Consider the following 14640-nt stretch of genomic DNA (forward strand, 5'->3'; position numbering starts at 1 on the left):
GGCTGGTATCATCATTTGGCCATAGTTAACTGCACATAAAGACGCTGAAGCGCTCGGGTTTTCTCCTGGGTGTGGCGTCGCGGGTACGGGTTTGGGTCGGAGCAAAGGCCATGGGTGGCATGCGGGCTACTGTTATATTGCCAGCGAGCAATGAGGCGGCACTGATTGGTGCGTGCCTGCAGGCGCTGTCAGCCTCTGATCCGGTGGCCGGCGGCGTGCAGGTCATCGTGGTGGCAAATGGCTGTTGGGACGACACGGCAGCGCGGGCGCGGTCATTTGCCGAGCGGTTCGCGGCGCGCGGCTGGACGCTGGACGTACTGGAACTGGCCGAGGGCGGCAAGCTGGGCGCGCTGAACGCGGGCGACGCCGTGGCCTGCGCGCCGATCCGGGTCTACCTCGACGCAGATGTGATCCTGACGCCGCAGCTTTTGGCACAGGTGGTCGACGTGCTTGATGTTCCAGCGCCACGCTATGCCAGCGGGGCCGTGCGGATCACCGCTCGGGGTGCGATCAGTCGGGCCTATGCGCGGATGTGGGCGCGGGTGCCCTTCATGCGCGAGGGGGTGCCCGGCTGCGGTCTGTTCGCGGTGAATGCCGCAGGGCGCGCGCGTTGGGGCGAATTTCCCGATATTATCTCTGACGACACCTTTGTGCGCTTGAGCTTTACCCCGGAGGAGCGCATCGGTGTTCCCGCGCCCTATGACTGGCCTATTGCCGAAGGGTTTGGCAGGCTGGTGCGGGTGCGACGCAGACAGGATGCCGGTGTCGAACAGATTACAAAAGACTACCCGCATTTGTTGAAAAACGACGACAAAAAGGTCTTGTCCAAACGGGAGAAGGTCAAGCTGGCTCTGCGGGATCCGCTGGGCTTTGCGGTGTATTCGGGGGTGGCCATGATGGTCAGGTTGACGAAACGAGACGGGCAAGGGTGGAGCCGCGGGCGATGAGCATGGCGGGCCGCTTTGCCATGTTGCGCGGAGACGGGCTTGGCGCGCGGGTTATGCGCTCGTCGTTGCTGACGGTGGGCGGCTTCGGCTTTTCCCAGGTTGTGCGTCTGGCGTCGAACCTTATCCTGACGCGGCTGCTTTTCCCCGAGGCCTTTGGCCTGATGTCGCTGGTCATGGTTTTCCTGATGGCGCTGCATCAGTTTTCCGATGTGGGGGCGATCCCCGCAATTCTGCAAAGCAAGCGCGGCGACGACCGGGATTTTCTCGACACGGCCTGGACGATGCAGGTTCTGCGCGGGGGTGGTTTGTGGCTGGTGGCCTGTGCGCTGGCATGGCCCATGTCGCGGATCTACGACGCACCAGAGCTGGCGCTGATGCTGCCGGTGGCGGCGCTGACCTCTGTGATCGACGGGTTCCGGCCCACGGCTATGGTGACGGCGAACCGGCACCTGATGCTGGGACGGGTCACGCTGTTGGACATGTTCGTGCAGTTGTCCGGCGTCATTGCTGCTGTGGTGCTGGCGTGGTGGTGGGGGTCCGTCTGGGCGCTGGTGGTGTCGGCGCTGGTGGGTTCATTGGTTCAGGTCTGGCTGAACACCCAATTTCTGCCCGGCCCGCGCAACCGCTTCGTCTGGGAGGAGGAGGCCCGCAAAGAGCTGTTCTCCTTTGGGAAATGGGTGCTCCTCGCCACCATCGCGGGGTTCTTTTACAATCAGGCGGACAAGATCCTGATGGGCAAGGCGCTGCCGCTGGATGTGTTCGGGGTCTATAACATCGGCTTCTTCTGGGCATCGTTCCCACTGATGCTGGGTTACATGGTGACGCAGAAGATCCTGATACCGATCTACCGGGACACGCCCCCGAAAGAGAGCGCCGAGAACTTTGCCCGTCTGCGCAAGATGCGCGTGGCGGTGACGGCGCTGTTGCTGGGCTGTGTCGGAGTGTTTGCGCTGGGCGCGGTCTGGCTGGTGCAACTGCTGTACGATTCACGCTACGAACAGGCGGGGGCCGTGGCTGTGGTGGTGGCCTGCGCACAAATGCCGGTTTTGATCGTGATGACGTATGATCAGGCGGCGCTTGCGGCGGGCGATTCAAAGCGGTTTTTCGTGCTTGCCCTGTCGCGGGCGGTGCTGGTCTGGATCGGGTTGCTCATCGGGTTGGAGTTTGCGGGTCTGCTGGGGGCGCTGATCGGGCAGGGGCTGTCTTATTTCGCGGCCTATCCTGTGGTGGTCTGGCTGGCGCGGCGCATGGGCGCGTGGGACGGACTGCATGATCTGGGGTTCGGGCTGCTGGCTTTGGCTTTGGCGTCGCTCGCGCTATGGGTGAACTGGGGCGCTGTGAGCGGCCTTGCCGGGTGAACACTGGCCAAAAGACGTAAGGCCGCGCAGAGGGTCATGTGTTGTTCATTATTTTGTTCTGCAGCGGCTTTGAAATGACGAATTGTTGTATGAAAGTAGACAATGAAGCCTGAATTGAGGCCTTTACCTTAGGTAAATCCTAAAAAGCGCCCCATTTTTCGCACATTGTCAAAGCATGATGTAAGCATGTTTGTTTAAGGTGGATTGGGCATGACGCACCTTTGGGGCGAAAACGACATTGCGATTGTTGGCATGGCTGCGCATCTTCCGGGGGCGGCAGACATTCACGCCTACTGGCAGAATTTGCGCGACGGGGTCTCTTCGATCCGGCGTCTGTCAGAGGAAGAGCTGCGCGCCGCTGGCGAAGATCCCGGCCTGATGCGGCACCGCGATTACGTGCCGTTTGCCGCACCGCTCGAAGGGTTTGCCCAATTCGATGCGGAGTTTTACGGCCTGTCGCCCAAGGATGCGGCGATCATGGACCCGCAGCACCGTCAATTTCTGGAATGCGCGTGGGAAGCGATGGAGACCGCCGGTCATGTGCCCGAGGGGTTCGACGGCCAGATCGGTGTCTTCGCGGGCTGCGGCATGGGATCCTATTTCTATTTCAACGTCTGTTCGAATCCGGACCTCGTGGACAATACGGGGATGTTCCTGCTGCGCCACACGGGCAACGACAAGGATTTCATGACCACGCGCCTGTCGCACATCATGGATCTGAAGGGGCCGTCGATCAACTTGCAGACGGCGTGTTCGACCTCCTTGGTGGCGGTGCATTACGGCGTGCAGGCGCTGCTGAATGGCGAATGCGACATGGTGCTGGCGGGCGGCGTGACGATAGAGCTGCCGCAGGGACGCGGTTATCTGTACAAGGAAAACGAAATCCTGTCGCCAGACGGGGCCTGCCACGCCTTTGATCACCGGGCCAAAGGGACGGTGTTCGGCTCTGGCGCAGGCTGCGTTGTCCTGCGGCGCATGGCGGATGCGGTGGCCGATGGCGACCATATCTGGGGCGTCATCAAGGGCACGGCCGTCAACAACGACGGCGCGGCCAAAGCCGGTTACCTCGCGCCGTCGGTCGAAGGGCAGGCTGCTGCGGTGGCCGAGGCGCAGGCGATTGCGGGCGTCACATCGGACACGGTGGATTACGTCGAGTGTCACGGCACAGGCACCTATCTGGGCGACCCGATCGAGGTCGCGGCGCTGACGGAGGCGTTCCGCGAGACCTCTGGCGCGGTGGGGCATTGCCGGATCGGATCGGTGAAGACCAACATCGGCCACCTGGATACAGCGGCGGGTGTTGCGTCGCTGATCAAGGCGTCCTTGGCACTGCATCACGCGCAGATACCGCCATCGCTGGGCTATGAGGCACCGAACCCGGCGATCGGCTTCGAGGGTTCGCCGTTTATGGTAAATGACCGGTTGACCGATTGGACGCGCGGCGATCATCCGCGGCGTGCCGGGGTGAATGCACTCGGTGTTGGCGGCACGAATGCACACGTGGTGCTGGAAGAGGCGCCGGAACGCGCGGCAGGCGACGCGAGCGACTGGCCGTTCCAGATCCTGACGGTTTCGGGTCGGTCAAAGGCGGCGCTGGAGGCGAATGCGGCACGATTGGCGGCGCATCTGCGCGCACATCCCGAACAGGATCTGGCAGATGTGGCCTGGACGCTGAAAGACGGTCGACGGGCATTCGAGCGGCGCATGGTTGTGGTGGCAGACAGCCATTCAGAGGCGGCGGATTTGCTGGAGGGCAAAAACCCGCGTCGCCTTCATCTGCACAGCGCATTGGAGCGGCCCGAGGTGGTGTTCATGTTTCCCGGCGGTGGCGCGCAATACGCGGGCATGGCGCGGGATTTGTATGAGACGGAGCCGGTCTTTGCCGAATGGATGGATCGCGGCCTGACGCATCTGGAAGCGCTGATGGACGCGTCACAGATGAGTATTTCAGAAGCAGAGAAACACAAGGTTCGCGCGCTTTGGTTGCCGGAGGATGATGTGGCGGCGGCGGACGCGGCGCTTTTGCGACCCTCGTTGCAGCTGCCGTTGATCATGATCACCGAATATGCGTTGGCGCAGATGTGGATGGGGTGGGGCGTGATGCCTGCAGCCCTGACCGGACATTCCATGGGAGAGAACACGGCGGCCTGTCTGGCGGGCGTGATGTCGTTCGAGGATTGCATCGGTCTGGTGCATTTGCGCGGGCGGCTGTTCGACACCGTGCCGGAGGGCGGGATGCTGTCAGTGAGCCTGAGCGCCGCCGATTTGCGGCCGCTGCTGGGCGCCGATCTGGACCTTGCGGCGGAGAATGGGGTGGAACTGTCAGTGGCCTCCGGCCCGCAGGCGGCGCTGGATCAGCTGGAGGCGGTTTTGGCCGCGCGCGGTGTGGATTGCCAGCGCATCGGCATCAACATTGCCGCGCATAGCCGGATGCTGGAGCCGATCCTGGCTGAGTTTGAGAGCTATCTGCGCAGCATTGCACTGCACCCGCCGCAGATCCCGCTGACGTCGAACCGCACGGGACGGATGATGACGGATGCGCAGGCGATGGACCCGGCCTATTGGGTTGGGCATCTGCGCGGGTCGGTTCTGTTTGCCGATTGCCTGAGCGCGGTGGCTGGGGATGACCGCGTGCTGCTGGAAGTGGGGCCGGGCAAGGCGCTGTCTTCGCTGGCGCGGGCGCATCCGGAGGTGGGCGCGCAGGCGGTGCTGTCGTCTCTGCGGCATCGGGACGAAGAGATCGCCGACGACAAACATATGTTCGAGGTGCTGGGACGTCTGGCGGCGCTTGGCGTGTCTATCGACTGGGCGCAGATCTGGGGGGACGCGCGGCGCAATCGCGTCGTGTTGCCGACCTATGCCTTTCAACGGCAAGAGTATTTCATCGCGCCCGGGGAGGCTGTGAGCCAGCGACCGACCTTCCTGACGCGCACCGACGATGTGTCCGGTTGGGGCTGGAAGCCTGTCTGGCGGCCCCGCGCGGCGGAGGTCGAAGTCGATGTGGCGCATGGTCTGGGCGATGCCGCGCCGCAGGTCTGGCTGATGTTCGAGGACGAGGGCGGTGTGGCCGCGCGGCTGTCGACCCGTCTGCGCGCGGCGGGGCATCAGGTGGTCGCGGTGCGGCCCGGCGATGCTTTTGCCCGGGTGGGCGAGGACTATGTCCTGGCACCGGAGCGCGGCCGCGAAGGGTTCGATCTGTTGCTGGCGGACCTCGGTGCGCGGGGGCTTTTGCCGACGCGGATCGGTCATTTCTGGTTGCTGACCGAAGGCGAAGGGCACCGGCCCGGATCGTCGTTCTTCCATCGCGTTCAGGAGCAGGGATTTTACAGCCTTCTGTTCCTTGCACAGGCGTTGGAAGGCGAAGGCGTTGCGCGTCCCTTGCATATCGACGTTGTGACCAATGGCGCGGTGAGGCTGCGTGACGAGGGCCTGCCCTATCCCGAAAAGGCCACCGTAGCTGGTCCGGCGCGGGTGATCCCGCGCGAGATGCCGGGTGTGACGGTGAACTGTCTGGACGTGGTGTTGCCGGTGTCGGGCGATGCACCGTTCTGGGCGCGCGGTCGAACGATGGCCGAGGCCGAGGCGGCGCGCGAGGCACTTGACCTGCGACTTCTGGAAGAACTGCTGGCAGAGCCGCGCGATGGGCAGGCGGCGTTGCGCGGGGATCGGCGATTTGATCGCGTGATGAAACCAATGCCACTTGAAGACGCCGCGCCGGTGCAGGCCGATGTGGTTCTGCTGACAGGCGGATTTGGCGGCATCGGACTGACCCTCGCACAGGACTTGGCATCGCGGGGGACAAAGCTGGCGCTGCTGGCACGGCAGGCTCTGCCGGAGCGTGCGGAATGGCCGGATTATCTGAAACGTCATGCACCGCAGGACCGCGTGGCGCAGCGCATACGTGCAGTGCAATCGCTGGAGGACGCGGGCGCAGAGGTTATGGTTGTGGCCGCTGACGTCTGCAATGCGGGTCAGATGCGCACGGCCCGCGATGCGGTGACGGCGCGGTTCGGCCCGATCAGCGGTGTGATCCACGGCGCAGGTGTGATCGACGATGCTCCGCTGCTGGCAAAATCCCCGGCCTCGGTCGAGAGTGTGTTCACGCCGAAGATCCACGGCACCGATGTGCTGGGGGAGGTCTTTCCCGACGGCACGCTCGACTGGATGGTGTTGTTCGCCTCGTCCTCTACCGTGACCGCCCCGGCGGGGCAGGTGGATTACGTCGCCGCAAACGAATATCTCAACGCTTATGCGCAGGCCCGGTCTGGCAAGACGCGGGTTGTGGCGCTGAACTGGGGCATCTGGAACGAAGTCGGCATGGCGGCAGAGGCCGTGGCCGCACGCACCGGCGATCTGCCCGACGCGCCGGAAGAGCCGGTGGCCCTGCCGCTGCTCGACGTGGCGCGCTTTGACGCACAGGGAAATCGCGTGTTTGCCGCCTCTTACAGCGCGGACGACTGGTGGATCGACGAACACCGGACTCGCGCGGGCGATGCGCTGTTGCCCGGCACCGGCTATCTGACATTGGCGGCACATGCCTTGCGGGCGCATCACGAGGATGGGCCGTTCGAGCTGCGCGACCTGAGTTTTCTGCGGCCCCTCAAGGTCGCCGATCAGGGCGCGCGACAGGTGGAGGTGACGCTGACGCGCACCGACAGCGGCTATGGGTTTGAAGTCGCAGCGGATGTGTCGCTGAACGGGCGGCATGGCTTTGCCGCCACGGCCGAGGGCGCGCTGTCGCTGCTGCCCATGGGCACGCCGGAGCCGGTGGATCTGGACGCGCTGCGTGCGCGGTGTGGTGCCGCAAGGGAGGCCGCAGGCGCGCCGCTCGTCAGTGCGCAGGAGGTGCATCTGAACTTTGGCCCGCGCTGGAAGGTGCTGCGCCGCGCTGCGCTGGGCCAGGGCGAAGGCGTCGCAGAGCTGGAACTGGGACCAGAGGCGGCAGACGACGGCTGTTTGCTGCATCCGGCGCTGATGGACATCGCGACCGGCTGGGCGATGGAGCTGATCGAGGGCTATCAGGCGACGCATCTGTGGGTGCCGGTGCGCTACGCCTCGGTCAAGGTGTATGAGGCGCTGCCTGCGCGCGTGGTCTCCTGGGTGCGCAATGCCGCTGAGAACCGTGCCGACCGCGAAACCGCGGTGTTCGACGTGACGCTGTGTGATCTGGATGGGCGCGTTTGTGTCGAGGTGAAGGGTTTCACCATCCGCAAGCTGGCCTCGCTCGACGTGCTGCGCGATGCGCCGCGACTGACCCCGGCGGAGGTGCGCTTTGACGAGCCAAGCACAGCGCAGGCCCTGTCCCCGGCGGAGGAGCGGCTGGCGCACAATCTGTCGCAGGGCATCCTGCCCGCCGAGGGGGTCACGGCGTTTCACCGTGTTCTGGCCAGTGGCGAGCGGCAGGTGGTGGTGTCCTCGATGGATTTGCCGGCGCTGGTCGCTCAGGCCGGCGCGGTGGAGGCAACGGCCACGCAGAATTTTGAGCGGCCCCAATTGGAAAGCGATTTCGTCGCACCTGAGGGCGAGATCGAAGAGCGGCTGGCAGGCTTCTGGCAGGAGCTGTTGGGCGTGTCGAACGTGGGCGTCGAGGACAGCTTTTTCGACCTTGGCGGGCATTCGCTGATCGCGGTGCGCCTGTTTGCCATGATCAAGAAAGCCTTCCGCGTGGATTTCCCGATCTCGGTTCTGTTCGAGGCACCCACCATTCGCGCCTGTGCCGCGCTGATCGAAGCAGAGATCGGGCCGGTGGACGGCGCGGCCCGGGCCGAAGCGCCACAACGGCGGTTCCGGCATCTGGTGGCGATGCACGAGGGCGACGGTGGACCACGGCAGCCGTTCTTCCTGATCGCGGGGATGTTCGGCAACGTGTTGAATTTGCGCCACCTTGCGCATCTTCTGGGGGCGGATCGCCCGTTTTATGGCGTTCAGGCGCGCGGCCTGTATGGCGGCGAAACCCCGCATGACAGCATCGAGGACGCCGCCCGCGATTACATTGCGGAAATGCGGCAGGTGCAGCCACATGGGCCGTACATGCTGGGCGGGTTCTCTGGCGGGGGCATAACTGCCTACGAGATCGCGCACCAGTTGGAGGCTGCGGGCGAGCAGGTCTCGCTGGTGGTCATGCTGGACACGCCCTTGCCGCAGCGCCGCCCGCTGGAACTGGTGGATCGGGTGATCATCCAAGCGCATAAGGCGCGGGAAAAGGGCCTTCTTTATCCCTTTGTCTGGGCCAGAAACCGCATCGCCTGGGAGATCGCCAAGCGTCGCGCGCCGGGCGAAACCGAGGCGGCGCATGGCTTCCATAATGCAGAGATCGAAGCAGCGTTCTATCGCGCGATCAACGCCTACACGGTTGCGCCATGGGACGGTCGTCTGGTGCTGTTCCGGCCGCCGCTGTCCGGCCAATGGACAGTGTCGGGCGGCAAATTGGTGAATTCGGAGCGCACTTACGTGTTGGAGGACAACGACTGGCGCTCCGTCGCGCCGCAGGTGGAGGTCCACGAGGTGCCGGGGGATCACGATTCCATGGTGTTGGAGCCAAACGTGCGCGTGCTGGCCGGCCTGATGCGCGACGTGATCGAGGATGCCGAGAGACCAATGGGCGACGTCGTGCCCTTTCCCAGTCACGCGGCGGAGTAGATCATGGCACGCATTTTAGTCGTATCGCTGAACTTCCGCACACCGGAGATGACACTGAAATCGGCCCATGCCGCGCTGGCGGCGATGCAAGGGCTGGAGGCGGAGCTGGTCATCGTGGACAACGATTCCGGCGATGGATCATATGACTGGCTCTGCGCGCAGGTCGCGGCGCAGGCGCTGCCGATCCGTGTCATTCAGTCGGGCCACAACGGCGGATTTGGCGCGGGCAACAACGTCGGCATCCGCGCGGGCATGTCTGACGGCAGCCGCCCGGATTACGTCTACCTGCTGAATTCGGACGCTTTCCCCGGGACCGATGCCATCGCAAAGCTGCATGACCACCTGGAGGCGCATCCGCGCGCAGGCTGCGCCGGGTCGTACATCCACGGCGAGGACGGGGAGGCGCATATGACGGCCTTTCGCTTTCCGTCCCTCGCGTCAGAATTCGAAGGCGCGATCCGCTTTGGCCCGGTGTCACGCGTGTTGGCGCGCTGGCGTGTGCCTTTGGCCGTGCCGGAGGACACGCAAAAAGTCGACTGGCTGGCGGGCGCCTCGATGATGCTGCGCATGGATGCGCTGGAGCAGAGCGGGCTCTTTGATGAGGTCTATTTCCTCTATTTCGAAGAGACAGACCTGTGTCTTCAACTGGCGCAGCACGGCTTCGAGACGCATTACGTGCATGACAGCGCGGTGATGCACATCGGCTCCGTCTCGACCGGGATGCGGCGCTGGGAACGTATTCCCGGCTATTGGCTGGACAGCCGCTGGCATTATTTCTCCAAGAACCACGGGCGGTTATATGCCGTGGGGGCGACGTTGGCGCATGGCTTGGGCGGTGCGCTCTGGCGGGTGCGGCGACGGCTTCAGGGTAAGCCGCCCGCCGATCCGAAACACTTTCTGCGCGATCTTTTGAAACACGACCTGTCAGCCGCGACGCGCCCCTTGCCGGGTGTCGTTGCGGCGCAAAGGAGGGACGATCATGTCCACGTTTGACTGCATTTTGATGGGGAACGACACTCTGACCGTGCAATGCGGCGAGATGGCTCTGGCCCGTGGCCACCGGCTGCGCGCAGTTGTGACGCATGACGCTGGGGTGACGACTTGGGCCGAGGGGCGCGGCCTGCGGGTCGAGCCCTACGGCAAGGATCTGGCAACGCGGTTGGGGGAGTTCGACTGGCTGCTGTCCATCGCCAATCTGGAAATTGTGCCGGACAATGTCTTGTCTTGCGCCAAGCGGGGGGCGGTAAATTTTCACGACGGTCCTTTGCCGCGCCATGCCGGGCTGAACGCCCCGGTCTGGGCGCTGCTGGAGGGCGAGACACAGCACGGCATCTCGTGGCACATGATCGAGGGCGGCGTGGACGAAGGCGATGTTCTGGTGCAACGCTTGTTCGACGTCACCGATCAGGACACGGCCCTGACCTTGAACACCAAGGCGTGGGAGGCGGCGCTCGACAGTTTTCCGGCGGTGCTGGATCAGATGGCGCATGGATTGGAACGTCAGCCGCAGGACTTGTCGCAACGCAGCTATCACGGCTTGAAGGATCGGCCGGAGGGGCACGGGTTGCTCGACCTCGCACGCCCCGCGTCAGAGCTGTCGCGGCAGGTGCGCGCACTGGATCACGGGCCGTATTGGAACCCGCTGTGCGTTGCGAAACTGCGCACGCCTTCGGGGGTGTGGCGCGTGGCCGAGGCATCGGTGATGGACGCCCACGCCGCAGCGGGCACAGTGTTGGAGGCCGACGCGCGGCTGGTGGTGGCCTGCGGCGACGGGGCCTTGGCGTTGGAGGTGACGCGAATCTGCGGCGCGCCGGTTGCATTGGCGGAGGTGGCCTCTGTCGGTGACGTCTTGCCCTTGGGGGCGACAGGGGCGGCCAAAGCGGCAGTCGCAGTGGAACGCGCGGCACGCAAGGCGTTTGCCAGTTACGCTCCGGCGACGGTGCCGGGTGCAGGGGGCGCCTCGGGCGACGTGCAGACACGGGCCCTGACCCGGAGTGTCGAGGCGCGGGACGTGGCGGTTTGGGCTGCGCAACTGGCGGGCCATGCGGTGGATCTGGCCTGGCACGATGCCGGGAACGACCTGCAAGGCGACTGGGCGCTCTGGCGTGATGGTCGGGTGTTGCCCTTTGCCCGCGACCTGTTCGTGCGGGCGCCAGAACTCGACTGGCCAGAGGTGCCCGCCATTGGCCTGAGCCAAGACGGTTTTGTCGCCGGAACCGTGGTGACTGTGGACCTGCACTCTGGCGCGTTCCTCTATGACAGTGGGAAGATCGCGCCGCAAATGGCGGAGATCCTCGCGGCACGTCTGGACAGTGGCACGGCACTGCCGGACACGGAGCGCGCCCTGATCGACGCGGCCAACGCCACAGACTTTGATCATGACCGCGCGTTGACCATGCAGACCGCCTTCGAAGCGCAGGTGGCGCGCACGCCGGACGCGACGGCGCTGATCTTTGAGGACGTGCACCTGTCTTACGCGGAGCTGAACGCCCGTGCGAACCGCGTTGCGCATTTGCTGCGCGACATGGGCGTGGGTCCGGATGCGGTGGTCGGCCTGTGCGTGGGGCGGTCGGTCGACATGATGGTCGGTGCGCTGGGCATTCTAAAGGCAGGCGGAGCCTATCTGCCCATGGACCCAAGCTATCCGGCGGATCGATTGGAACATTTCGTCGAGGACAGCGGCGCGCAGGTGATCGTGACGCAGGCCGCGATGGAGCAGGCCTTGCCCCGCCACGCGGCGCAGGTCCTGGTGCTGGACGCCGAACCGCGTCTGGCCGAGATGGCCGACACCGATCCCGTGCCGCTCAGCGGGCCGGAGCATCTGGCCTACATGATCTACACCAGTGGTTCCACCGGCAAGCCGAAGGGCGTGATGGTCGAACACCGCAACGCGGTCAATTTTTACGTCGGCATGGATCAGCATATCCCGACGTCAGGCGTCTGGCTGGCTGTCACCTCGCTGTCCTTCGACATCTCGGTGTTGGAGCTGTTCTGGACCACGGCGCGTGGTCTGACAGTTGTACTGACCGGCGACGAAGACCGCGGCCTGATCTCCAACGGGCCGATGCCTTCGGTCGGGGGAATGGAATTTTCCCTCTATTATTGGGGCAATGATGACGGTGCCGGGCGCGACAAGTACAAGCTGCTGCTGGACGGTGCAAAGTTCGCTGATGACAATGGCTTTGTCGCGGTCTGGACGCCGGAGCGGCACTTTCACGCCTTTGGCGGACCCTATCCGAACCCATCCGTGACGGGCGCTGCGGTCGCCGGAGTGACGCGCAACATCGGCGTGCGAGGCGGCTCCGTGGTTGCCCCGCTGCACCATCCCGCCCGCATCGCCGAGGAATGGGCGGTGATCGACAACCTCACCAACGGGCGCGCGGGCATGGCCATCGCCTCTGGCTGGCAGCCTGATGATTTCGTGCTGCGCCCCGAAAACACGCCGCCGGAAAACAAGCCCGCGATGATGCGGGATCTGGATATCGTGCGGCGGCTGTGGCGGGGGGAGGCCGTATCCTTTCCGCGTCAGGACGGCTCCCTGCACGAGGTGGTGACACAGCCCCGCCCGGTGTCAAAAGAACTGCCGGTCTGGGTCACCACGGCGGGCAACCCCGCCACGTGGATCGAGGCGGGTAAGGCAGGCTGCAACGTGCTGACGCACCTGCTGGGCCAGTCGGTCGACGAGGTGGGCGAGAAGATCAAGCTCTATCATGCGGCGCTGCGCGAGGCGGGCCACGACCCGGCGGAGTTCAAAGTGTCGCTGATGTTGCACACCTTCATCGCCGAGACCCGCGAACAGGCGCGGGAGATCGCGCGCGGTCCGATGAAGGACTACCTCAATTCCGCCGCTGGCCTGATCAAACAATACGCCTGGGCCTTTCCAGCGTTCAAGCGGCCCGAGGGGGCGCAAAATGCCTTCGACTTGCAGCTTGATGGGCTGGAGGCGGAGGAGCTGGATGCGATCCTCGATTATGCGTTCGAGCGCTACTTCAATGACAGCGGCCTGTTCGGCACGGTAGAAGATGCGCTGGCACGGGTCGAACAGGTGAAGGACATCGGCGTGACCGAAGTGGCCTGTCTGATCGACTACGGCATCGACCCTCAGGTGGTGCTTGATGGTTTGCGCCCGCTGGCAGAGGTCGTCGCACAGGCCAACGAGGAACGCGCGTTGGCGGACCACGACTTCTCCATCGCGGCGCAGATCGTGCGGCATGGAGTGACGCATCTGCAATGTACGCCGTCGATGGCGCGGATGATCGCCATGAACGACGAGGCGCGCTTTGCCCTGAAGGGGGTGCAGCATCTCTTCCTCGGGGGGGAGCCGCTGCCCGGCGCGCTGGTGCAGGAATTTGCAGAGATCACCAATGCCACCGTGACCAACATGTACGGCCCGACAGAGACGACGATCTGGTCCTCCTGCACCCGTGCCGCGCCGGGGGAGGCGGTGGTGAACGTCGGCCTGCCGCTGGCAAACCAGCAGATGTATGTGCTCGACGATGACCAGCAGCCCGTGGGCATCGGTCAGGAGGGCGAGCTCTGGATCGGTGGCGAGGGTGTCACGCGGGGCTATTGGCAGCGGCCCGACCTGACGGCAGAACGCTTCGTCGCCAACCCCTTCGATGCGGGGCGGATGTACCGGACCGGAGACCTGGTGCGCAGGCGTCCCGATGGAAAGCTCGACTTTGTGGGGCGCGTCGACAATCAGGTGAAACTGCGCGGCTACCGGATCGAATTGGGCGAAATCGAAGCCTGTCTTGAGGCGATCGAAGGTGTCACCCAGGCGGTCGTGGTCGCGCGGGAGGACGTGCCCGGCGACGTGCGGCTGGTGGGATATTACACCGGCACGGCGCAAGAAGAGGCGACGCTCAAGACAGCCATGGCACGGGATCTGCCCAGCTTCATGGTGCCGGGGCGGTTCGTGTCATTGCAACGCTTCCCCCTGACGCCAAACAAGAAGGTGGATCGCAAGGCGCTGCCAGTGCCGACTTCGGCCGCCGCCATTCCGGTGGCCGCGCCAGCCCCTGTCGCAAGCAAACCGGAGGCAAGCACCACTCAGGTTGCCCCGGCTGAGGTCGAGGCCCGCGTGGCCGCGATCTGGACCCGTTTCCTTGGCGTGGCGGGGCCGAAGGGGTCGGACAACTTCTTTGACCTCGGTGGGCATTCCTTGCTGGCAGTCCAGGTGCATCGGGCGCTTCGCGAGGAACTGGGCGCGGCGAAGCTGTCGATCACCGACATCTTCCGATTGCCCAGGCTGGCCGATCTCGCTGCGCGGGTGGCCGAGTTGACAAACGGTGTGCCGCAAGCTGCCGCACCCACCCCAAAGCCCGCGAAAGGCCCGTCCGTCGCGCCACCGGTCGCAGTGTCGACCCCTGCGATGCCGGTCGCGGCGACGGGGAACCCACGCGCCGATGCGCGGGCCGAAGCGATGGCCCGCCGCCGGGCCATGCGATCACATCGCGGCGCCTAAAGCTTACACGACCAAAGAGCACGCGGAACGCCTCAGGGGAAACTCTGGGGCGTTTTGCGCTGTTCTGAGCCGGTGAATGATCAGGTGAGTCGCCGGAACATGCGCCCTGATACGGCCCGACTTCAGCCCGTTTCAGACAAGGTTCTGTTTACTTTTGTCCCCGCGTAAGCCGTTTCAGCACGTGAGGGCCAGGACGTGCTCGGTGGAGCCTGCTCAAATGCGGCGGGCT

Annotated in this window: 5 protein-coding genes; all 5 read left to right on the forward strand. The window is 64.7% G+C overall.

What is annotated here, in order from left to right; translation table 11 throughout:
- Positions 1-119: 119 nt before the first annotated feature.
- The 5 genes from GGQ68_RS00695 to GGQ68_RS00715 all read left to right on the forward strand — a co-directional run bounded on the left by GGQ68_RS00695 (position 120) and on the right by GGQ68_RS00715 (position 14411).
- Positions 120-947, forward strand: a complete 828-nt coding sequence (locus GGQ68_RS00695; RefSeq protein ID WP_183962475.1) for a glycosyltransferase family 2 protein — start codon at positions 120-122, stop codon at positions 945-947.
- 2 nt (positions 948-949) lie between these two features.
- Positions 950-2305 (forward strand): oligosaccharide flippase family protein, encoded by a 1356-nt coding sequence (locus tag GGQ68_RS00700; RefSeq protein WP_183962984.1) that lies wholly within the window; start codon positions 950-952, stop codon positions 2303-2305.
- Positions 2306-2515: 210 nt separating this feature from the next.
- Positions 2516-8944 (forward strand): type I polyketide synthase, encoded by a 6429-nt coding sequence (locus GGQ68_RS00705; protein WP_183962476.1) that lies wholly within the window; start codon positions 2516-2518, stop codon positions 8942-8944.
- A gap of 3 nt (positions 8945-8947) precedes the next feature.
- The gene (locus GGQ68_RS00710) at positions 8948-9937 is read left to right on the forward strand and encodes a glycosyltransferase family 2 protein (protein ID WP_183962477.1); all 990 of its coding nucleotides are present in this window, start codon (positions 8948-8950) and stop codon (positions 9935-9937) included.
- Positions 9924-14411: a MupA/Atu3671 family FMN-dependent luciferase-like monooxygenase gene (locus GGQ68_RS00715; RefSeq protein WP_183962478.1), complete on the forward strand. Its 4488-nt coding sequence runs from the start codon at positions 9924-9926 to the stop codon at positions 14409-14411. Before GGQ68_RS00710 ends, GGQ68_RS00715 begins: the two co-directional genes overlap by 14 nt.
- The last annotated feature ends 229 nt before the right edge of the window (positions 14412-14640 follow it).

Source organism: Sagittula marina (genome assembly GCF_014196795.1).
Lineage (GTDB): Bacteria > Pseudomonadota > Alphaproteobacteria > Rhodobacterales > Rhodobacteraceae > Sagittula > Sagittula marina.